21 protein-coding genes and 1 pseudogene are annotated in these 21,851 nt (G+C 66.7%); 12 read left to right on the top strand and 10 right to left on the bottom strand.

Annotation, left to right across the window (positions count from 1 at the left end):
• Positions 1-209 (top strand): hypothetical protein (locus KH616_RS07910; RefSeq protein ID WP_292240942.1); only part of this gene is annotated, 209 nt, incomplete at its 5' end.
• 266 nt (positions 210-475) lie between these two features.
• A complete protein-coding gene (locus KH616_RS07905; protein ID WP_292240940.1) occupies positions 476-874 on the top strand; it encodes a winged helix-turn-helix domain-containing protein in 399 nt (132 codons plus the stop codon).
• 162 nt (positions 875-1,036) lie between these two features.
• On the opposite strand, the gene KH616_RS07900 is transcribed toward KH616_RS07905, so the two are convergent.
• A complete protein-coding gene (locus KH616_RS07900; protein ID WP_292240938.1) occupies positions 1,037-2,683 on the bottom strand; it encodes an Nramp family divalent metal transporter in 1,647 nt (548 codons plus the stop codon).
• Between the two features lie 113 nt (positions 2,684-2,796).
• Positions 2,797-2,937: a hypothetical protein gene (locus tag KH616_RS07895; RefSeq protein ID WP_292240936.1), complete on the bottom strand. Its 141-nt coding sequence runs from the start codon at positions 2,935-2,937 to the stop codon at positions 2,797-2,799.
• Positions 2,938-4,192: 1,255 nt separating this feature from the next.
• Here KH616_RS07895 and KH616_RS07890 point away from each other — a divergent pair.
• The 3 genes from KH616_RS07890 to KH616_RS07880 all read left to right on the top strand — a co-directional run bounded on the left by KH616_RS07890 (position 4,193) and on the right by KH616_RS07880 (position 8,793).
• A complete protein-coding gene (locus KH616_RS07890; RefSeq protein ID WP_292240934.1) occupies positions 4,193-5,656 on the top strand; it encodes a carbohydrate porin in 1,464 nt (487 codons plus the stop codon).
• 187 nt (positions 5,657-5,843) lie between these two features.
• Positions 5,844-7,268 (top strand): MFS transporter, encoded by a 1,425-nt coding sequence (locus tag KH616_RS07885; RefSeq protein ID WP_292240932.1) that lies wholly within the window; start codon positions 5,844-5,846, stop codon positions 7,266-7,268.
• A 313-nt stretch (positions 7,269-7,581) separates the two neighbouring features.
• Positions 7,582-8,793 (top strand): crosslink repair DNA glycosylase YcaQ family protein, encoded by a 1,212-nt coding sequence (locus tag KH616_RS07880; RefSeq protein WP_292240930.1) that lies wholly within the window; start codon positions 7,582-7,584, stop codon positions 8,791-8,793.
• A 54-nt stretch (positions 8,794-8,847) separates the two neighbouring features.
• On the opposite strand, the gene KH616_RS07875 is transcribed toward KH616_RS07880, so the two are convergent.
• Positions 8,848-9,066 carry a DUF1653 domain-containing protein gene (locus tag KH616_RS07875; protein WP_292240928.1) on the bottom strand — a complete coding sequence of 73 codons (219 nt, stop codon included), beginning with the start codon at positions 9,064-9,066 and terminating at the stop codon, positions 8,848-8,850.
• Between the two features lie 395 nt (positions 9,067-9,461).
• Between KH616_RS07875 and KH616_RS07870 the strand changes: the two genes are divergently transcribed.
• Positions 9,462-10,037 carry a DUF4142 domain-containing protein gene (locus KH616_RS07870; RefSeq protein ID WP_292240926.1) on the top strand — a complete coding sequence of 192 codons (576 nt, stop codon included), beginning with the start codon at positions 9,462-9,464 and terminating at the stop codon, positions 10,035-10,037.
• An 11-nt stretch (positions 10,038-10,048) separates the two neighbouring features.
• Here the strand turns inward: KH616_RS07870 and KH616_RS07865 are convergent, their stop codons facing one another.
• Entirely contained in the window at positions 10,049-10,969 is a 921-nt protein-coding gene (locus KH616_RS07865) for a LysR family transcriptional regulator (RefSeq protein ID WP_292240924.1), read from the bottom strand.
• Positions 10,970-11,072: 103 nt separating this feature from the next.
• Here KH616_RS07865 and lysA point away from each other — a divergent pair, with 103 nt between their 5' ends.
• Positions 11,073-12,311 (top strand): diaminopimelate decarboxylase, encoded by a 1,239-nt coding sequence (gene lysA, locus KH616_RS07860; protein WP_292240922.1) that lies wholly within the window; start codon positions 11,073-11,075, stop codon positions 12,309-12,311.
• 81 nt (positions 12,312-12,392) lie between these two features.
• Here lysA and KH616_RS07855 read toward each other — a convergent pair whose 3' ends face one another.
• Positions 12,393-13,280: a DMT family transporter gene (locus KH616_RS07855; protein WP_292240920.1), complete on the bottom strand. Its 888-nt coding sequence runs from the start codon at positions 13,278-13,280 to the stop codon at positions 12,393-12,395.
• Between the two features lie 124 nt (positions 13,281-13,404).
• On the opposite strand from KH616_RS07855, the gene KH616_RS07850 reads away from it, so the two are divergent.
• Positions 13,405-14,841: a PLP-dependent aminotransferase family protein gene (locus tag KH616_RS07850; protein ID WP_292240918.1), complete on the top strand. Its 1,437-nt coding sequence runs from the start codon at positions 13,405-13,407 to the stop codon at positions 14,839-14,841.
• A 106-nt stretch (positions 14,842-14,947) separates the two neighbouring features.
• Positions 14,948-15,688 carry a sulfite exporter TauE/SafE family protein gene (locus KH616_RS07845; protein WP_292240943.1) on the top strand — a complete coding sequence of 247 codons (741 nt, stop codon included), beginning with the start codon at positions 14,948-14,950 and terminating at the stop codon, positions 15,686-15,688.
• Positions 15,689-15,707: 19 nt separating this feature from the next.
• Here KH616_RS07845 and KH616_RS07840 read toward each other — a convergent pair whose 3' ends face one another.
• From KH616_RS07840 to KH616_RS07830, 3 genes and pseudogenes are all read right to left on the bottom strand, one after another.
• Complete coding sequence (locus tag KH616_RS07840) at positions 15,708-16,286, bottom strand: NnrU family protein (protein ID WP_292240916.1); 579 nt, start codon at positions 16,284-16,286, stop codon at positions 15,708-15,710.
• A gap of 101 nt (positions 16,287-16,387) precedes the next feature.
• Complete coding sequence (locus KH616_RS07835; protein WP_292240913.1) at positions 16,388-17,842, bottom strand: M20 family metallopeptidase; 1,455 nt, start codon at positions 17,840-17,842, stop codon at positions 16,388-16,390.
• A gap of 113 nt (positions 17,843-17,955) precedes the next feature.
• Positions 17,956-18,072: pseudogene (locus KH616_RS07830) on the bottom strand (AraC family transcriptional regulator); the annotation flags it as partial.
• A gap of 167 nt (positions 18,073-18,239) precedes the next feature.
• On the opposite strand from KH616_RS07830, the gene KH616_RS07825 reads away from it, so the two are divergent.
• On the top strand, positions 18,240-18,566 hold the full coding sequence (locus KH616_RS07825) for a superinfection immunity protein (protein WP_292240912.1): 327 nt from the start codon (positions 18,240-18,242) through the stop codon (positions 18,564-18,566).
• A 17-nt stretch (positions 18,567-18,583) separates the two neighbouring features.
• Here KH616_RS07825 and KH616_RS07820 read toward each other — a convergent pair whose 3' ends face one another.
• Both KH616_RS07820 and KH616_RS07815 read right to left on the bottom strand, forming a co-directional pair.
• Positions 18,584-19,444: a MurR/RpiR family transcriptional regulator gene (locus KH616_RS07820; RefSeq protein ID WP_292240910.1), complete on the bottom strand. Its 861-nt coding sequence runs from the start codon at positions 19,442-19,444 to the stop codon at positions 18,584-18,586.
• 54 nt (positions 19,445-19,498) lie between these two features.
• Complete coding sequence (locus tag KH616_RS07815) at positions 19,499-19,855, bottom strand: NirD/YgiW/YdeI family stress tolerance protein (protein WP_292240908.1); 357 nt, start codon at positions 19,853-19,855, stop codon at positions 19,499-19,501.
• A gap of 293 nt (positions 19,856-20,148) precedes the next feature.
• On the opposite strand from KH616_RS07815, the gene KH616_RS07810 reads away from it, so the two are divergent.
• Both KH616_RS07810 and KH616_RS07805 read left to right on the top strand, forming a co-directional pair.
• Positions 20,149-20,811 carry a response regulator gene (locus KH616_RS07810; RefSeq protein WP_292240906.1) on the top strand — a complete coding sequence of 221 codons (663 nt, stop codon included), beginning with the start codon at positions 20,149-20,151 and terminating at the stop codon, positions 20,809-20,811.
• Positions 20,808-21,851: histidine kinase dimerization/phospho-acceptor domain-containing protein (locus KH616_RS07805; RefSeq protein WP_292240904.1), on the top strand; the 1,044-nt coding region annotated here is incomplete at its 3' end. The genes KH616_RS07810 and KH616_RS07805, both read left to right, overlap by 4 nt.

Raw genomic sequence — 21,851 nt, 5'->3', positions numbered from 1 at the left:
AGCGCAACTTCGACGGCTATCAGGTACTGCGCATCGCCGAGATGCCGAAGGTCGAGGTGCATATCGTGCCATCGGCCGAGGCGCCGACCGGCGTCGGCGAGCCCGGCGTCGCACCGATCGGGCCCGCGGTCGCGAATGCGGTCTTCGCGGCGACCGGAAAACGGTACTACACGCTGCCGTTCGATTCCGCGGGCGCGGGCAGCGCGTGACGCGCCGATTCGCCGGACGCGTGACGTGCATGACGCCAGACGTAACGCACGTAACGCCGCCCGCCGATGCTACGTGACAATCCTTCAAAATCGTTCCGCCACCCGCGGATTCGCCGTGCCGGCCCCGCGCCGAAAAATCCTCTGGATTCAATGCCGGCGCGGGTTTCCGGCACACCACGCCGAACCGTGGCGCACCGGGCGCCGGCATGGCCCGGAACTTGCTCCATCCCATCGCAAACGTTTTCTCCCGGCATGCGAGGGCCATCATGGATTGCAAGTACCTGTATATCGACAACATCCGAATCAACTTCGTCCGCCGCACGATCGAGATCGACGAGAAGCCGCTCGATATCACCCCGCGCGAATTCGATGTCGTCGAGTTCCTCCTCGACAACATGAACAAGATCGTGCCGCGCCGGGCCATTCAGGAAGCGGTCTGGGGCCGCGATCTCGGCGTGTCGTCGCGCACCCTCGACACGCACATCTCGCGCATCCGCGCGAAGCTTCGTCTCGACGAAGACAAGAACCTGCGAATCATTCCGGTCTATGCGGTCGGCTATCGGCTGGTGCTGTTCAGCGCGGCCACGACGCACGTCGAGCGCCATGAGACGACGCCTGTCGCGCACGCCGCGCGACACCGCGAAATGCCGGCAGAGTTCGCCTGACATCGGGGCCGCCCGGCGCGCAGCATGACGCCGCGCGCTGCCGGTCGAGCCACGCCTGGAACATCAGCCCAGTCCATAGCGGACGCTGCCAGCTCGTGCGTCCCGACCGATGCTGGCGCCACCGGCGATCGACCGCGGCGACCATGCCGGTCGCCCGATGCCTCACTTGAGCAGCGTCATCTGCACGACCTTGACGACGACAAGGCCGACCGCGATCACCAGATACCCGCGCATCGCGCTCATCCAGATCCGTGTCGCCAGCGTCATGTGCTGCGGCGCCAGCGAGTCGAGCGGCGGCATGCGCCACGTATCGCGCAGCGCACGATCGATGCCCGGCTCGACGACCTTGTTGTTCCGGCGCAGCAGCACGGTGGCGAGGTAACCGACAATCGCGAGCACCGTGCCGCCGACCAGCACATCCATGATCGCCTCGCCGCTGATATCGGGATACAGCACCGATGCGGTCAGGACGATCGACAGCATCACCAGCACCCAGATCACCGCGCCGGTAAATACATTGAGCTTCGCCGAGTTGACCCACGGGCCGAGCACGGCCCGGTCGTTGCAGAGCAGCAGCAGGAACACCGTCGCGCTCGGCAGCAGCACGCCGGCGAGTGTCTGCACGGCTTCCGTCAGCAGCCCGAGCGGGCTGCCCGGGATCAGCACCAGCGCTGCCGCCGCCGCGACGATCCCGAAGTAGACGAGGTAGAAACCCTTCGCATCCGACACGCTGCGATGCAGCGAGTGACGGATCTTGAACACATCGCCGATCGCGTACGCGGTCGACAGCGACACGGCCGCCGCACCGATGATGCACGCATCGAGCATCGCGACCGCGAACAGCATCGCGCTCGTGCGGCCCGCATATTTCTCGAGCCCGGCCATCACCCCGCCGGCATCGGTGAAGTTGCCGGCTTCCGGATGGTTCGCAAACAGCGCCGCGCAAAACGAGATCATCGCGACCGCGCCGATCAGCACGAACAGGATGCCGATCCACAGATCGGCCTTCTCGTACTTCATGAAACGCGGCGTGATGCGCTTGTCGATCACGTAGCTCTGCTGGAAGAACAGTTGCCACGGCGCGACCGTCGTGCCGACAACGCCGATCACGAGCAGCATCACATCGGACAGCTTCGAATGCGCGGGCCAGTTCGGCACGAAGAAATCGCGCGACATCTGCGACACCGGCGGATGGATCGTGGCCAGCACCGGCACGAGCAGCAGACTCATCACGCACAGCGCGACCGCGAATCGCTCGAAGCGCCGGAAATCGCCCGTGCTGACCGCGGCCATCGTCAGCGCGGCGGCCACGCATACGCCCGCGACCTTCGGCAGCCCGAAGAAGGCGAGCACGAACGTGATGCCGATGAATTCCGTGACGATCGTCAGCGCATTGAGGATGAACAGGTCGATCACGCTGAATGCGCCCCAGAACTTGCCGAAGCGCTCGAAGATCAGCCGTGCATGTCCGACACCCGTCACCGCGCCGAGGCGCAGCACCATTTCCTGATTCACATACATCACGGGCACGAGCAGCAGCAGCATCCACAGCAGCGTCGTGCCGTAGTTCTGGCCGGCCTGCGTGTAGGTGCCGAACGCGCCCGCGTCATTGTCGCCCACCATCACGATAAGGCCCGGGCCGATGATTGCCAGCAGTGTGCGCAGGCGCGCCCGCCAGGTGCCGCGCGGCGCGGTGTCGTGGTGCGGGATCGTGCCGAGCGCGCCGCGAATGTCGCCGAGATGCGCGTCGTCGAGGACGGCGCTGCGCTTGCCGGCGATCGGCGATGAAGCGTTGGTTGGGGAAGACATGATGGATTCCGTACGGCGAATGATGTTCGGGCGAGCGTTCGCCCTCGGCATGGACACGCTCGGGGGGCGTGTTGCGGCGCCCCTGCCTGCGCATGCCGAGACACGCTCGATGCTTATGGCCTGACGAATGAACGCAAGCGACGCCACGGACGGACAAGCGCCGGCTGACGAGGATCGAGCGACAGCATCGCTTCGTCATGCGTGCGCGACACTGTGACCTGCGGAAGTTGCGACAGCAGAAGACCGAAATTCATGTTCTGGCTCCGGGCGGCGGCATGGGGACATGCTCGCCACATGGCGGGACGCGCGCCAATCCGGATCCTGTGACCCGATCAGGTCATTCGGCCGGATCGCCCCTGCGCCCCATGATGGAAAGGATCAGGCGGCATAAGGGACAACTGTCACTGTCGTTCACGTGCATGTTCCTGTTCGATGTGCGTGGGCACGGAGTTGATGTCACCGCAACGGATGCGCCGGACACGCGCGGCCCGTGCCTGGCGTGCGCGAACGCGGCCGCGTGCCGTGCGGCGGCGAAGCCGGATGGCGCATGCGCGGCAACGCCGCGCCATGCCGGCGCGAATCAAGGGTGCACGAGAAGTTTGACTGCGGAAAACTGCTGCGCGCACCGTTTGCCAGAATGACAAACGGCGGCGATTGAAAAGGCGCGGACGTCTGTCGCTCAGGCGGAAATGTCGTTCAAAAGCCGACTACTGCAAGCGTCCAAGTCATCTGCCCCAATTGCGAAGATGGGCGGATTCTAGGTAGCGGCAGAAGTCGAAGTCAACCCCTTGAAACCCCATTTTCCGAATTAATTTTCCGGTGCTCGGAACCTGAAAGATTCCGCCCCGGAAACGCGTACCGAAACCTTTCAGCCCTATCCGGGCAGGCGCGCACTGTGGCGAAAAAGCCCGCGTGAAAGCGCATCGAAAGCGCATGACGGCGAGTCGCCCGATGCCCTCGCATCGCGGCGCCAATGCAAACGCAGCGGATGACATCCCGATGTGTTTTTTTTACTTGCCCTGCGGCATTGGCGGCGACTACAATCCGCCGCGATCCCATACAGGAATCCCTCCGTGGACACATACCCTAGTTGCAGTTCGATGCCGGCATCGGCCGGCCAAGCCATCGCGAGATAGCCGCCAGGGTATGACCTTTGCCGCTGGCTCGCATTCGCCGGGTTAGCGCGCTTCATTCCGGATCGGCAATCGCCGGTTCATCCGTTGCACGCTCCGCCACGTTTCAAGCGCAGGCCGCACCACGCCAGCGATCCTTTACGTCGTCCGGCATGGCCGGACGGGACGGAGACCAGGTCATGTTCAGTCGATCGTTCTCGGTCGAACCCAGGCGCGATGCGCATCGTGCGCGCGATTCCGCTCCGGCGCGGCATAACGCCGATACAGACGCGAATTCCCGCGCCGGCGGGGCATCGTTTTCATCTCCGCCACGCCACGGTTTCCACCCGCTGTTCCTTTCATAAGCGACACTCATCCATTCCACGACGCACATCGCATGAAGAACAATCACGCACCCACACTGCGCACGCGCCGTCGCCACGCCTGCGCGATGCTGCTGTCGCTCGCCGCCGCTCCCGCATTCGCGCAGTCGGCCGCGCCCGCGGCCGCAGCGCCGCCCGGCGCGAGTGACGTCGCGGCGGCGGACACGACGCCCGCACCGACCGGCTTCTGGGACCGCTCGAACCTGTTCGGCAGCATGGGCGGCGTACGCGACGCGCTCGGCGCGCGCGGCATCACGCTGAACCTGCAGGAGACCAGCTCGTATTTTTACAACGCGTCGGGCGGCACGGCGCGCGGCGGCGCGTACGAGGGCTTCACGCAACTCAGCGTCGGCGTCGACACCGGCAAGGCGATCGGTCTGCCCGGCGGCACGTTCTATGCGTCCGGCCTGCAGATCCACGGCACCAGCCTGTCGCTGCGCAATCTGCAAGTCCTGCAGACCGCGACCGAAGTCGAAGCGGACGCGTCGACGCGCCTCTGGGAGCTGTGGTACCAGCAGGCCCTCCTCGACGGCAAGGCCGACGTGAAAATCGGCCAGCAAAGTCTCGACCAAGAGTTCGTCATCAGCCGGTACGGGGCGATGTTCGTGAACTCGACGTTCGGCTGGCCGACGCAGCCGTCCGTCGCGCTGCCCGCTGGCGGGCCGGCCTACCCGCTGTCGTCGCTCGGCGTGCGGCTGCGCGTGAAGCCGTCGCCCGCCTGGACCTTACTGGCAGGCGTGTTCGACGGCAATCCGGCGGGCAGCCTCATCGGCGATCCGCAAAAGCTCAATGCGCGCGGGACGAACTTCAACCTGCGCAGCGGCGCGCTGCTGATCGGCGAAGTCCAGTACGCAGTCAATGCCCCGCCCGCCGATCCGGACGCTCCCCAACCCGCCGGCCTGCCCGGCACCTACAAGTTCGGCGCCTGGTATCAGTCGCAGCACTTCAATGACCTGCGCACCGACGCGAACGGGCTGTCGCTCGCGAATCCGGCAAGCAACGGCGTGCCGGCAACCCATCACGGCAACTACGGGTTCTATGCGATCGCCGACCAAATGGTCTGGCGTCCGGCAGCCGACAGCCCGCGCGCGGTCGGCGTGTTCGCAGCCGTGATGGGCGCACCCGGCGATCGCAATACGATCGATCTCGGCATCAATGCGGGCGTCACGCTGAAAGCGCCGTTCGCGGGCCGCGACAACGACGTCGCCGGCCTGGCGGTCGGCTACGTGAAGATCGGTTCACATGCGCGTGCGCTCGACGGCGACACCGGCGCGTTCACGACGCCGGGCTATCCGGTACGCCGCGCGGAAACGGTGGTCGAAGCGACCTATCAGTATCAGGTCACGCCATGGTGGCTCGTGCAGGCGGACGTGCAGCATTTCTTCCGCCCGTCGGGCGGCATCCCGAACCCGAACGCGCCGGGCGCGCGCATCGGCGACGAAACGGTCGTCGGCGTGCTCACGACAGTGACCTTCTGACGCCGCCAGCCTGACCGCCACGACTTCCACGGCCGTCAGGCGAGGCCAGGCGGATGGCGGGATCCGATGCGCGCGCAACGGTTGCACGCACCGCCACCCGCGCCCTTTCCACCGCATCGGGAACAACTGTTGCAGCGCCAGAATCAATTGTTGCAAAACGTGACGCACCGGCAGCAAACGATGCATAATGGGGCCTTTACCGCGCGCCCAGCCCATGTCGCCCGCCCTCTACGCCTTCATTGCACCGCTCATCGTTGCCTGTGCGTTGTTCATGGAAAGCGTGGATGCCAACATCATCGTGACGGCCTTGCCTGCGATGGCGCGCGATTTCGGGCACAGTCCCGTCACGCTGAACATTGCGATCACCGCGTACGTGGTCGGGCTCGGCGTATTCATCCCGATCTGCGGCTGGCTCGCCGACCGCTTCGGCGCCCGTACCGTGTTCCGCACCGCGATCGGCATCTTCGTGGCGGGCTCGCTGCTGTGCGCGGCGGCCAATTCGCTCGCGCTGTTTACATTCGCGCGTTTCGTGCAGGGCGTCGGCGGCGCGATGATGGTGCCGGTCGGCCGCATCATCATCTTCAGATCGGTGCCACGCAGCGAACTCGTGCGCGCGATGAACTATCTCGCGCTCCCCACGCTCTTCGGCCCGACGGTCGGCCCGCTGCTCGGCGGCTTCATCACGACGTACCTGCACTGGCGGATGATCTTCTTCATCAACGTGCCGATCGGCCTGTACGGGATCTATCTCGCGAGCAAGCACATTGCGAACACGCACGAGCCGGATCCGGGGCCGCTCGACTGGGTCGGCTTCCTGCTGTCGGCCAGCGGCGCCGCGCTGCTGCTGATGGGCCTCACGCTGATCGACGGCGCGCTGACGACACGCGGCAACGCGCTGATGATGTGCGTCGCCGGCGCCGCGCTGCTCGCGCTCTATGTGCCCTACGCACGCCGCAAGACACGTCCGCTGCTCGACCTGACGTTCCTGCGCATCCCGACTTTTCACGCGAGCGTCGTCGGCGGCTCGCTGTTTCGCATCGGCCTCGGCGCGGTGCCGTTCCTGCTGCCGCTCGCGTTGCAGGAAGGCCTGGGCATGACGGCGTTCCACTCGGGGCTCATTACCTGCGCGTCGGCGGTCGGCAGTTCGGTCAGCCGTTTCACCGCGACCAGCATGCTGCGCCGCTTCGGCTTTCGCACGGTGCTGATGTACAACGCGGCGTTTGCCGGTCTCTCGATCGCGGCCTACGGCGTGTTTCATCCCGGCATGCCGGACTGGGCGATCTGGCTGATCGTGCTGGTCGGCGGCATGTTCCCGGCGCTGCAGTTCACGAGCCTCAACTCGATGATCTTTGCGGGCATTTCGCCGCGCGACGCGGGACGCGCAACAAGCCTCGGCAGTGTCGTCCAGCAGATGTCGCTCGGGCTCGGCGTCACCGTCGCAGGCCTGGTGCTGCATCTGTCGCACTGGCTGCAGGGACACTCGACGATGGTCTGGTCGGATTTCTGGCCGGCATTCGTCGTCGTCGGACTGTGCTCGTTTGCCTCGATTCCGATCACCCGGCACCTTCCGCCGGATGCCGGCGACGAAATCGCGCGCGGCAAACACGCCTGATCCGCCGAAATCCGAAACGGAAAAAAATCAGCGGACATCCACGCGGGGCCGGTGCACAGCCGCATGGATGTCCGCTCAGGGGTCCGGGGCTCCCGATGGGGGCCGAGAATCCCGGATTCGCTTCCTGCGTGCCATGGACATATCGTGCGTCGGAAGCGGATTCGGCGCGCGCTTCAGCACGCTCCGGAATTCACTATAGGGAATCTTGCGTCGCGCATCTGTCAATGATTGTCAGATTCGTTGCGCAGGCGGATCGAGCGGACGGCCGCGGTTCGCGCTAAAGTGGTGCCCACCTTCTTCGCCCCGCATCCCGATGCTGACGCTCTCGCCCGCCACCGCCCGCGCACTGCATCTCGCCGCGCAAGGACTGCTGACGCCGCCGCGGCGCAAAGCCACCAAGGATGACGTGCTCGCCACGATTCATCGCATGGCGCAATTGCAGATCGATACGATTCATGTCGTAGCGCGCAGCCCTTATCTGGTTCTGTTCAGCCGGCTCGGCGCGTATGCGCCGCAGTGGCTCGACGAGCATCTGGCCGAGGCGAAGCTGTTCGAATACTGGTCGCACGAGGCGTGCTTCCTGCCCATCGAGCAGTTCGGGCTGATGCGATACAAGATGCTCGATCCGTCGGGCATGGGCTGGAAGTATTCCGCCGACTGGCATGCGCGGCACCGCGCCGACATCGATCGTCTGCTCGCGCAGATCCGCGCGGCCGGCCCCGTGCGCTCGACGGATTTCGAGCGCGACGACGGCCGCAAGGGCAACGGCTGGTGGGACAGGAAACCGCAGAAGCGCCACCTGGAAGTGCTGTTCTCGACCGGCGAGCTGATGATCGCCGAGCGCCGCAATTTCCAGCGCGTATACGACGTGCGCGAACGCATCCTGCCCGACTGGGACGATGCGCGCGACCTGCCGCCGCGCGAAGCCGTACTGCCGACGTTGCTCGACCACACGTGCCGCGCGCTCGGCATCGCACGCGCCGACTGGGCAGCCGATTACTACCGGCTGCCGCGCCGCTCATACCGCGCGGAACTCGACGCGCTCGCGGCAGCGGGCAGGCTGATCCCGGTCTCGGTCGAAGGCTGGAAGGAACCGGGCTACGTACACCGCTCGCTCGAAGCGCTGCTGCCCGCCGCACAGGCCGACACGCTGCGCTCGACCGTCACGACGCTGCTCTCGCCGTTCGATCCTGTCGTATGGGACCGGCGGCGCGCGTCGGCCCTGTTCGGCTTCGACTACACGATCGAGTGCTATACCCCCGCGCACAAGCGGCGATACGGATATTTCTGCCTGCCGGTGCTGCATCGCGGGCGGCTCGTCGGACGCATCGATGCGAAAGCGCATCGTGCGCAGCGAATCTTCGAGCTGAAGGCCGTGCATGTCGAGCCGGACGTGCGCGTCGGCGTGCGGCTGGCCGGCGAGCTTGCACAGGCCGTGAAGAAACTCGCGGCGTGGCATGGCACGCCCGACGTCCGCGTCGTCTGCGCGCCGCCTGAATTGACGCATGCGCTGACGAGCGTGTAGTTGGCGTCATGGCGTCACGCACGCCATGAACGCCCTTTGCCGCCCGCGCGACGCTCAGTCGCGCAGCTTGCGAAAACGCGGCGTGCCGTCCGCGAGCGATTCATTGAACATCGCTTCGGGACGCACCCACAGCCCGCGCGCATGCGGCCACAGATGTTCGTACACGACGAGCGATTCTTCCGTTTCCGAATGCCGGGCGACCCCGACCACACGATACAGGCCGCCCTTGTAATGGCGGTGCGTCGCGAGCTGTTCGGCTTCCTGTTCGGTCATGATGCATTTCCTTCCAAAAGACAGAGAGCGCGTATTGTATGCGGCGCCCCGACCGGTGCGCCGGCGTACCGGTCGTTGCGCGCCGATCCGCACCGGCCGCGTGCGGCTGCGCGACACGCGGGTCGCATGACCTCGCCGCGGCCGCCTTGGCGCCCGCCGGCACCGGATACGGCCAGACCCGAGCAGGCGTCCATTCGTCTTGCGAATCGTTACACAAGCGACAAAGCCGTATCACCTGCCGCCGGATCCGCCTCCTAGAATCGATCGGGCCGGTTTTCCATTCGGGCAACGCCGCGAATACGCGGCGGCCGAACCGGCCCGGGCTCGCGCCCGGCCTCGCCCAGCCATGGATGACACCATCCACCCGTCAATGAGCCCGATTGAAAGGAGATCCCATGAACCGTTTCCCGATCGCATCGCGTCTTGCCCTGTCAGCCGCCGGGATGCTGCTTGTCGCCGTGACGGCGACCGCGCAGACCATGCAGCCCGCACCAGCCGGGCAATCGGCCAAGGCGCCGGCCGCGACACGCCTGCACGAAGCCGATCAGGCCTTCATCGCCGATGGCACGAAGGCGGTATCGACGCAGCGCGATGCCGCGAAAATCGCCCACGCGCGTACGACGGACAGTCAGGTCAAGGCATTTGCGGAACGCGTCGCCGCCGACGACGAAAAGATTTCCCAGGCGATGCGCGCTGCGAGCCCGCGCGGCGTCGACGTGCCGCACAACGACCCGGATACCGCCACGCTCGACAGCATCAAGAATCTGCGCGGCGCCGAATTCGACAAGGCCTATCTCGAACAGATCGCGCTGACCGGCGAGCAGAAGACGCTGTCGGCGTTCCAGGCCGAAATCGCCGCCGGTCGCGATGCGCAGCTGAAGGACGTCGCCCGTCAGGCGCTGCCGATCCTGCAAGCGCATTACGAGGCAGCGCAGAAGCTCGCGCAACGCCATCATCTCGGCGCGCAGTAACGCGCCGCGCGTCAGTCGAGCTGTGCGTCGAGGCGGTGCCGGATGGCGTCCGCCTCGTCGCGCAGCGTTTCCGTGAACGCGTCGACGAGCAGATTCTTCGGCCGATGCGCCGGCACGATGAGGCTCACGCGAAACGGGAACGATCGTGTAAGCGGCCGGATATGCAGGCCGCGCCCGGCGAAATCGAGTGCGGTCAGCGGATTGACGATCGCGAGCCCGAGCCCCTGACGCACGAACGCGCAGACCGACACCGCCGACGGCGTCTCGACGACCGGCCGCGGCGCGACGCCGAGTTGCGCAAACGCCTCGTCGATCAGGATCCGGTACGGATCGTTCAACGACAGACTGACGAACGGACGATCCGCGAAATCCTCCAGATCGAGCGCACACTTCGCGAGCAACGGATGACCGTCCGGCAGCACGCACACCTCGTCGACCGCCAGCAGCGGCGTGAGCTCGGTGCCGGCCGGCGCGACGTCGTGTTCGGTCAGGCCGAGATCGTATCGTTGCGCGGTCAGCCACTCTTCCAGCACCGGTGATTCCTGCGTCGCAACCGACACGCTGACGCCCGCGTGCGCCGCCAGGAAGCGCCGGCATGCGCCGGGCAGGATCGCGTGCGAGAACGCCGGCAGCGCGATCACGGACAGCTGGCCGTCCCGGAATTCACGCAGCCGCGCGGCGGTCGCGGCGACACGCTCCAGCCCCACATACGCGAGCCGCACCTCGTCGAACAGCGTCAGCGCAGCCATCGTCGGCCGCAGCCGGCCGTGCACGCGCTCGAACAGCGCGAAGCCGACGATCTGCTCCATGCGCGCCAGCTCGCGGCTGATCGTCGGCTGCGACGTAAACAGCATCTCGGCCGCGCGGGTCGCGCTGCCGGACAACATCAGTGCACGAAACACCTCGACGTGGCGATGCGTGAGTGCGGCCATCTATATCAACCATGAATGAAATGCGGATGAATTGGCATTTTACTGGATGATCGAACGGGCGCATCATGCGGACTATCCGTCCATTCGACCCGATTCATTCGCCATGTCCCTCGATTCCCGCCCGCTCGCCGCGCTCGCGCAGCAATACGGCACCCCGCTCTGGGTGTACGACGCCGATGTCATCCGCGATCGCATCGCGCAGCTGCGTCAGTTCGACGTGATCCGCTATGCGCAGAAGGCATGCTCGAACGTTCATATCCTGAAGCTGATGCGCGACGAAGGCGTACTCGTCGATGCCGTGTCGCTCGGCGAGATCGAGCGCAGCCTGGCCGCCGGCTTCCGTCCGGACGGCGATCCTGAAGGCGTCGTGTTCACGGCCGACCTGATCGACCTGCCGACGCTCGCGACCGTGCTCAAGCATGGCGTGACCGTCAATGCCGGCTCGCTCGACATGCTCGCACGCATCGGCGAGCACTCGCCCGGCCATCGCGTATGGCTGCGCATCAATCCGGGCTTCGGTCATGGTCACAGCAACAAGACCAACACCGGCGGCCCGCAGAGCAAGCACGGCATCTGGATCGGCGACGTGCCGCGCGCGATCGAAATCGTGCGCCAGCACGGGCTGAAGCTCGTCGGCATCCACATGCATATCGGCTCGGGCGTCGACTACGGTCATCTGTCGAAGGTCTGCGATGCGATGGTCGATCTCGTCACCTCGCTCGGCCATGACATCGAGGCCATCTCGGCGGGTGGCGGCCTGTCGATCCCGTATCGCGACGGCGAGCCGCGCGTCGACGTCGATCACTATTTCCGTCAATGGGACGCCGCGCGCAAGCGGATCGAACAGCATCTTGGCCATGCGGTCCGCATCGAGATCGAGCCGGGGCGCTTCCTCGTCGCCGAGTCGGGCACGCTCGTCACGCAGGTGCAGGCGGTCAATCGCCGCCCGAAGCATGACTTCGTGCTGATCGACGCCGGCTTCAACGACCTGATGCGGCCGGCGATGTACGGCAGCTATCACGGCGTGACCGTTCATACGCCGGACGGCGCAACGCCCGCGGACCGCCCGATGAAGGACATCGCGATCGCCGGGCCGCTGTGCGAATCCGGCGACGTGTTCACGCAGGATGCAGGCGGCGTCGTCACGCACCGCCATCTTCCGGAGCCTCGGATCGGCGATCTGCTGTTCCTGCACGATGCGGGCGCATACGGTTCGTCGATGTCGTCGAACTACAACAGCCGGCCGCTGGCGCCGGAAGTGCTGGTCGATCATGGCGTGCCGCGCCTGATCCGCCGCCGGCAGACGATGGCCGAGCTGCTCGCGCTGGAACTGGACGCGTAGGCACGCCCAGCCGCGCGCCGTCCGCACACATGCGCGGCGGCGCGCGGCCTTCGATCTCATCGGCGCGCCCTCCGCCGCCCTTTACCCCGCCCTGCCCACCGGCGCCCCGCGCGAAAAATACTTCGCGCCCGCAACGCACCCGACCACGACCGCCGTCACCGCGATCATCGACGCCGGCACCGTCTCGTGCAGCAATCCGGCCGCCAGCACGAAACCGAAGAACGGCTGCAGCAGCTGCAACTGACCGACGCCCGCGATGCCGCCCAGCGCCAGCCCGCGGTACCAGAATACGAAACCGATCAGCATGCTGAACAGCGACACGTAGGCGAGTCCCCACAGCGCGGCCGCATCGACCCCGGCGAGCGTCACAGGCCGCGTCATCCATGCGAGCGGCAACATGACCGGCAGCGACAGCACCAGCGCCCACGAAATCACCTGCCAGCCGCCGAGATGGCGCGACAGCCGCGCGCCCTCCGCATAACCGAGGCCGCACACGACGATCGCGGCCAGCATCAAGGCGTCGCCGACCGGCGACGCGCCGACACCGTTGCGCATCGCGAACGCGGCAACCGCCCCGCTGCCGAGGAGCGAGAAAATCCAGAACGGCGCGCGCGGCCGCTCGCCGCCTCGCCACACGCCGAACAATGCGGTGGCGAACGGCAGCAGCCCGAGGAACACGATCGCATGCGCCGACGTCACGTGCCGCAACGCCAGCGCAGTCAGCAGCGGAAAGCCGACCACGACGCCCAGCGCGACGACCAGCAGCGACGCGACTTCGCCGCGCTTCGGCCGCGCCTGGCGCAACGCGACGAGCAGGATCGCCGCCAGCGCACCGGCGATGCTCGCGCGCGCGAACGTCAGGAAAAGCGGATCGAGCCCTTGCACCGCGATGCGCGTGGCCGGCAGCGAGCCGCTGAAAATGATCACGCCCAGCATGCCGCTGAGCCATCCGTCCGTTGTCTTTTGCACGTGCGTTCCTGATCTCGGGGAAGTCTCGATGATCCGGCGGCGGCCCAAAGCGCGTAAGCTACACCCCAGCACAATCCAGCCGAACTGTACGGGTCGCTTTCCCGTACAGTCGACGCATGCCGACATGAACCGTTCCGATTCCAGTCCGACTCCCGACATACCAGCACGCACCCGTGTGGAGACCGTGATGCAGACGCTGCGCGACCGGATCGCCGGCCGCGCGCTGATGCCGGGCGCACGCGTACCGTCGATCCGAACGATGGCCGATGCGCTGCAAGTTTCGAAATCGACGGTCGTGGACGCATACGACCGCCTCGCCAGCGAGGGCGTGCTGGTCGCGCGGCGCGGTTCCGGCTTTTACGTGTCGGGCCACGCGCCGCCGCTCGCGCTCGCCGACCTCGGCCCGCGCCTCGACCGCGAAATCGATCCGCTGTGGCTGACGCGCCAGTCGCTCGAATCGGACGCAGCGGTCGCGAAGCCGGGTTGCGGCTGGCTGCCGTCGTCGTGGCTGCCCGACGAAAGCCTGCGGCGAGCCCTGCGCGCGGTGTCGCGCGACGAACCGGACGCGCTGGCCGACTATGCGACGCCGCTCGGCCTGCCCGCGCTCCGTCAGCAGCTCGCATGGCGTCTGGCGCAGCATGGCGTCCATGCCGAACCCGGACAGATCGTGCTGACCGATAGCGGCACGCATGCGCTCGATCTCGTATGCCGGCTGCTGCTCGAACCGGGCGACGCCGTCGTGCTCGACGATCCGTGCTACTTCAATTTCCAGGCACTGCTGCGCGCGCACCGCGCGCGGATCGTCAGCGTGCCCTATACACCGAACGGCCCCGACCTCGCGCGCTTCGAAGCGGCGCTGATCGAACACCGGCCGCGCCTGTACATCACGAATTCCGCGCTGCACAACCCGACCGGCGCGACGCTCGCGCCGCCGGTCGCGCACCGGTTGCTGACGCTTGCGGCGCAGCACGACCTGCTGATCGTCGAGGACGATATCTTCGCCGACTTCGAAAGTACGCCCGCCCCGCGTCTCGCGGCTTTCGACGGGCTCGCGCGGGTCGTGTCGATCGGCAGTTTCTCGAAGACGCTGTCGGCGGCGATGCGTTGCGGCTATATCGCCGCGCGCCCGGAATGGACCGAGCCGCTCGTCGACCTGAAGCTCGCGACGTCGTTCGGCAACGCACGGCTCACGGCGAACATCGTGCATCGGCTGCTCGTCGACGGCACGTACCGGCGTCATCTGGACGGTTTGCATGCGCGCCTCGCCGACGCGATGGGCGACACGTTGCGACGGCTCACGCGCGCGGGCCTCGAGATCTGGACCGAGCCGCGCGCCGGCATGTTCGTCTGGGCGAAACTACCGGACGGACTCGACGCCGCGCGCGTCGCGCGTCATGCGCTCGACGCGCGTGTCGTACTTGCGCCGGGCAACGTGTTCAGCGCATCGCGCAATGCGACGTCGTATCTGCGTTTCAACGTGTCGCGATGCAAGGGACCGGCCGTGTTCGACGTGCTCGCGCGGGCGATGGAGGCCGCGCACGCGCAACACGCGCACGCATGAGCGCCGATCCTGAATTACCATCTTGCCTGCGCCGCGCCTGACCGCGCCCGGCCCGCATCGCCGCGTCAAGGCGCAGCCGGGCCGGTCAATCCTCGACTGCACGCCGATGCTCATTCTCCTCGTCATCCTCGCCGGCCTCTGGGCCGGTCTGCAAAACGCCCTCGCCGGCGGCGGCTCGTTCATCACGCTGCCGGCGCTGATCGTGTCGGGCATGTCGCCGCTCGCCGCCAACATCACGTCGACGGTCGCGCTGTTCCCCGCACAGGTCACGACCGGCTGGGCGAGCCGCCAGATGGTGCGCGGCGCCGGCAAGCTGCCATTTCGCGCGCTGTTCGCGATCAGCATCGTCGGCGGTGCGCTCGGCGGGCTGCTGTTGCTGAAGACGCCGTCGTCGATCTTTTCGCGCCTCGTGCCGTGGCTGGTGCTGTTCGCCACCGCCGTGTTCGCATGGGGAAGTTTCTTTCGCAAGCCGACGCAGGAAACCGTTCATCTCGGGCCGGTCTCGACCGGGGTCTCACAGTTTCTGATCGCCATCTACGGCGGTTATTTCGGCGGCGGCATCGGCTTTCTGATGATGGCCGCGCTCACGATGGCGGGCCTGTCGCCGCGTCACGCGGCGTCGACCAAGAACGCGCTCGCAGGCGTGATGAATGCGTCGGCAGTCGCGCTGTTCCTGACATCGCCCGATCTGCACTGGCGCGCGGTGCTCGCACTCGGCGGCGGCGCAATCGTCGGCGGACTGCTCGGGTCGTGGGCGTTGCATCGCGTCAACGAGCGCATCCTGCGGATCGGCGTCGTTTGCATCGGCATCGCGCTGACGATCGGCTTGTTCGTCAAGCCGCTCTGACGCGCGGGCCTTCGCCCGCTCAGCCGAACGGCTTCACGCCGATCAGCCAGCCGTGCAGCAGGAACGCGAACACCGCCCAGACCGCCAGGCCGCCAGCCACCGCGATGGCATCGCCGCGTGCCGTGCCGGCCGGGTAGCGCATGCCGGCCTTGCGGTCGCGCGCACGCGACACGACGAAATCCACGAGTGACCAGATGAAGAATGCGCCGAACAGCACGACCGCGTGCACGGCGCCGTTCGCGAGCAGATGCGCGACAGCCCAGGCCATCACGCCGGCCACCATCGGATGCCCGATGAGCGCCTTGATGTGATTCGCCGGCACGTGAGATGCAGCGATCAGGATGAACGCGATCGCCGTCAGCAACGCGCTCAGGTGCCGCACGCCGGCGGGTGGCACCCACAGCCACGCCCCGCCGCCACGCGCGATCCCGTATCCCCGGACGATCAGCACGAAGCCCGCGAGCGACGCGATCGAATAGCCCGCTTTCCATCCTTTCTCGCCGATCCGCGCGATCTGCGCGGATCGCCAGCCGTCCGCGACGATCCGGATCGAGTGCACGCCGAGGAACAGCGCCAAACCGAGAATCAGCATGAACATCGTCGGTCTCCGTCAGTCGCCGGTCAGCCGTCCGGAATCCGGTGGCGACGCGTCGCTCGCCGGCCGCGTCTCCCTGTCGAAACGCGCCCGCGACCCGGAATTCAGCGTGCGGACGCAACCACGTCCGCGACCGCCGCAGTCAGCTTCTTGGCATACGGCACGTGCAGGAATTCGTTCGGGCCATGCGCGTTCGACTTCGGCCCGAGCACGCCGCAGACCATGAATTGCGCAGCCGGGAAACCTTCCTGCAGCACGTTCATCAGCGGGATCGTGCCGCCGAGGCCCATGTACGCGCAGTCCGCGCCGAAGTGACGGCGCGATGCGGCATCCAGCGACGACGCCAGCCACGGCGCGAGATCGGGTGCGCTCCAGCCCGACGCCGCGCCCGGCTCGGGCTTGAACGTCACCTTCGCGTTGTACGGCGGATCGAGTTCGAGCAACGCCTTCAACTGCTGCACGGCCTGGACGGCATCGACGAGCGGCGGCAGGCGCAGCGACAGCTTGAACGCGGTGCGCGGACGCAGCACATTGCCGGCATCGGCCAGCGGCGGCAAGCCTTCCGCGCCCGTCACCGAGAGCGACGGACGCCACGTCGAGTTGAGCATCGCCTCGCGCGGATCGGTCGTCGTCGGCAGCACCGGCTTGCCGTCCGCGCCGCATGCCCACGGCAGCCCCTTCCATACCGCATCGCCGAGAATCGCCGCGGTGGCATCCGCTTCGCGCAGGCGGCTCGCGGGAATCTCGCAATGAAAGATGCCCGGCAACAGGTTGCCGCTCTTCGCATCCTCGAGCCGTTCGAACAGCTGCCGCATCACGCGGAAGCTCGACGGGGCGATGCCGCCATAGACGCCCGAATGAACCCCCTCTTCGAGCACCTCGACCTGCAGGTCGCCCGATACGAGACCGCGCAGCGATGTCGTCAGCCACATCTGGTCGTAATTGCCCGCACCGGAATCGAGACAGATGACGAGCGACACCTGGCCGAGCCGGTCGCGCAATGCGTCGACGTACGGCAGCAGGTCGTAGCTGCCCGACTCCTCGCACGTCTCGATCAGGCCGACACAACGCGGACGGCCGATGCCCTGCTCGTCGAGCGCGCCGAGCGCCGCGAGGCTCGCGTAGATCGCGTAGCCGTCGTCCGCGCCGCCGCGGCCGTACAGCTTGCCGTTCTCGAACTTCGGCGTCCACGGGCCGAGATCCGCGCGCCAGCCGTCGAACTCGGGCTGCTTGTCGAGGTGGCCATACATCAAGATCGTGTCGGTGCTGCCGGCGCGTGTCGCGGGCGTTTCGAAGAAGATCACCGGCGTGCGGCCCGGCAGACGCACGATCTCGAGCTTCAGTCCCTTGACCGGCTGGCGCTCGGCCCACTGCACGGCATCGGTGACGACCCGCTCGAGATAGCCGCGCGCCGCCCAGTCGGGGTCGAACGCGGGGCTTTTCGCGGGGATCGCGATGTAATCCGTCAGCGCGTGGAGGATTTCATCGTTCCACTTGCGCTCGATGAAGGCTGTGAGCTTGTCGTGATCTAGGACGGGAGCGGTATCGACAGTTGTCATGTTTGGGATGCGAATCGTTGGCGACGAAAACCACGATCATACGCCGACGCGCGTCTGGCGGCGGCCGTGTTTCGGCGATGGTCGATCAGCTTCGAAGCCGGTCGCTACCACCTGGCGCGCACCGAGCCAGACTCGCTTGCGCGCACCGCGAGGCGATACCCGTCAGCACCCAGTTCGGGCTGATTCCGTTCAGACAGGTCGACCACGCGGCCGAATCGGAACGTGGAGAGATCGCGTCACCGGCTGGCACGACGAAGGTTTCGCACTCGCCGCCGCTACCTCGCCGGCAGGCGTTTCGCCGTCCTGATCCGCTTCAAAAGCGCAACAATCCATTGCGGGCACGTACACGGGAAAAGCGCGACAATCCGTCCCAATGCAATCCGGATGGAGCAGCAACATGCAGACCGAAGTCCTGGTTCAAATCGCCGGCTCAGTCGCCGCGATCGCGTTGTATTTTCTCCCCGCCGTCATCGCCGACCGCCGCCAGCGGCACGACAAGCTGACGATTGCGCTGTTCAACGCGCTGTTCGCGTGGACCGGCATCGGCTGGCTGATGACGCTCTACTGGGCCTGCCAGCCGAATCCGCAATCCGACGTCGCGACGGTCATCCTGGCCCAGCGTCGCGGGATCAGCATGCGGACGTTCTCGGTCGGGCTCGTCGAGCGCGTGCAACGACGCGTCGCCGCCCAGGAGCAATGGGCGCAGAAGCAAGGCTGCCGGTAAGCCGCCTGCCATTCTCCTCAGACCACGTAGGCGCCCTTCGAATGCAACTCGGCTTCCGCGCGTTCGAGCGCGTTGATCGCGTCGCCCCCCTCGAGCGCCAGCAATTGCGCCACGAGCGCCTCGGCAAGCGCATGCGCCGCCACCAGTGACGGAAAGAACGACGGGCTGCCGTGCGTGAAGATCAATTGCGCATCGGCATGCAGCGCGATCGGCGATACGGCGCTGTCGGTGATCGCGACGATCTTGCTGCCCTGCGCTTTCGCCGCCAGCGCCACGCGCGTCGCCTCGGCCGAATACGGCGCGAAGCTGACGATTACCGTCGCGCTGTGTTTGGCGATCGCACGCAGTTCCATGTCGAGCGAACCGGCCATGCCGGTCAGCAGCGAGACGGTCGGCCGGAACAGGCGGTAGCCGTAGACGAAACCGAACGCAACCGGATAACACGACCGGAATCCCGCGACGTGCACCTGCGACGCCTTGCGGATCAGTTTCGCCGCATCGGCGAGCGTTTGCGCGTTCTGCGCGGCGGTCGAGACGAGGTTGTGCTGCTGTGCGGCGAGCAGGTCGTGCGCCAGCGAGGCCTTCGCGTCGGGGCGAACGAGCGAACGCGCGCGCTGCGTCAGCGGCTCGGGCCGCGTGCGCACGCGCGCGACGCACAGGTCGCGCAACTCGTTCCAGCCGGGAAAACCGAATTGCTGCGCGAGTCGCACGAGCGACGCCGGCTGCACTTGCGCGCGTTGCGCGACCTTGCGCATCGACGATACGGCGACTTCGTCGGGATGATCGAGCAGAAATGCCGCGCCCACCTGAAATTGCGGACTCAGCTCGGAAAATTGCGCCCGGATTCGGGACGCGAGTTCATCGAAAGTGGCGGCCATCTTGGAATGAGCGGGAACCGGTCGCCCATGGTATCACCGGCCCCGCGCCGCGAATTAGCGCAATACCTCGATCCGGTCGGCATCGATTTTCACGCGGCCCGACCACTTCCGTTCGAATTCGCCGGTCACGCGCACTTCGTTCTTGTCGTTGACCGCCGGCAAGCCGGCCCACAGCTTGTTGTCGATCTCGACGGCGATCGAGCCGGTCGCGTCGGTGAACTCGTAATCCTCGCCACCCATATGCTTGGTGATCCGGCCTTGCACCATGACGTGCTGATCGTCCCGGCCATTCGCCAGCAACGCCTTGACGGTCGTGTTCGTCAGCCCCGACGGCCCCGAATACTGCGCGTAGGCGGCGGCCGCCGGCAGCGCGGCGAGTGCGAGGGTCACGATCTTGGCCAGTTGCTTCATGTTCCAGTTCCTTTTCAAAATGACGCCGTGCCCGGATGGACACGGCAGACGAATATTACAGACCGTAAGCTTAAGAAAAACTGAAGGCCGTGTCCGCGTGACAGGACGTCGCATCGGACGCATTCAGCGATGCGTTCGATGCCTCCCATTCATTAGCCATGCGAATGACAAACCCGGCATGCGCCGGGCGCGGGACATCACCGTGCGCCTCTTAAGCCCCCGCAAAGGCAGGCACGCTTATCATGTCGGACGTATCGCCGCGTCAGCGGCGCCCCACGGAAATGGACGGACACATGCGCGTATTGCTCGTCGAGGACGATCCGCTGATCGGCAGCGGGCTCGAACAGGGCCTGAAACAGGAAGGCTTCGCGGTCGACTGGGTCAAGGACGGAGACGCGGCGACGCTCGCGCTGCGGACGACCGGCTACGGACTGCTGCTGCTCGACCTCGGGCTGCCGAACCGCGACGGCCTGTCGGTGCTGGCAGCGCTGCGCCGCCGCGACGAAACCCTGCCCGTGATCGTCATCACCGCGCGCGACGGGCTGCCCGACCGCATCGCCGGACTCGACAGCGGCGCGGACGATTACCTCGTGAAGCCGTTTGCGCTCGAGGAGCTGCTCGCGCGCATCCGCGCGGTCAACCGGCGTCACGCCGGCCGCGCGCAGACCACGCTCACGATCGGCGCGCTGCGCCTCGATCCGGTCAAGCACCAGGTATGGCTCAACGACGACGAAGTCACGCTGTCGCCGAAGGAGTTCGTGCTGCTGCATGAGCTGATGCGCGAGCCGGGCGCGGTGATTTCCCGCGAACAATTCGAAGAGCGCCTTTACAGCTGGGGCGAAGAGGTCGAGAGCAACGCGGTGCAGGTGCATATCCACAACCTGCGCAAGAAGCTCGGCCACGAGATGATCCTCACGGTGCGCGGTGTCGGTTATCGAATCGGTGACGGCGCATGACGGGACTGCAACGGGCGATGTTGCGCTGGCGCGGTGTCTCGCTGCGCCGACGGTTGCTGCTCTGGCTGATGCCGGCGGCGTGCGTGATCGGCATCCTCGCGAGCGCGGGCACGTACTGGGGCGCGCTGCGAGAGCTCGACGACCTGCTCGACGATCAGATGCGCAGCATGTCGAAGCAGATCGTCGTCGGCCCGAACGGTGAGCTGTCGTTCCGCGACCATGTCAAGGGCGAGCACGGATTCAAGGCCAACGACCCCGACGAGGTGCTGCTCCAGGTCTGGCGCAACGGCAAGCTGGTCTATTCGACCGACCGCCATTCGCTGCTGCCGCCGCCGGATCGGGCCGGCATTGCAAGCGTCGACGTCGGCGGCCAGCGATGGCGCACGTATGTCACCGAGCGCGGCGGCACGACGATTCGCGTCGCGCAGGCACGCCACGCGCGCTGGGAGGCGATCGCGGGCATTGCCGTGCATCTGCTGTGGCCCGTGCTCTCGATGCTGCCGGTGCTCGCGATCGGCCTGTGGTTCGGCATCGGCGCGGGGCTTCGGCCGCTCGCCGCGATCGCCGCCGGACTCAAGCGGCGCAACGCCAACAATCTCGAACCGGTCGACGTGGCATCGATGCCGAACGAAGTGCGGCCGCTCGCCGAAGCGATCAACGATCTGCTCGCGCGCCTCGACCGCTCGTTTACGCTGCAGCGCCACTTCATCGCCGATGCCGCGCATGAATTGCGCACACCGATCATGGGCCTGTCGATCCAGTCGCAACTGTTGAAACGCGCCGCGACGGCCGACGAGCGCGCGCACATCCTCGCGCAGATCCATACCGGCACCACGCGGCTCGGTCACCTCGCCGAGCAGCTGCTCACGCTCGCGCGCCTCGAACCGGACACCCAGACGGCCGCCCTCCAACCCGTCGATCTCGCCGCGCTCAGCCGCTCGGTGGTCGGAGATCGCGCTCGCGTCGCCGACGCGCATCACGTCGATCTCGGCGCGGTCGGCGAATCGCGTGTCTTCGTCGCCGGCAATGCCGACACGCTG

This window comes from Burkholderia sp. (genome assembly GCF_018375725.1).
Taxonomy (GTDB): domain Bacteria; phylum Pseudomonadota; class Gammaproteobacteria; order Burkholderiales; family Burkholderiaceae; genus Burkholderia.
Note: the sequence above shows the minus strand (reverse complement) of the source record. Positions and strands in the feature narration are given on the sequence as shown.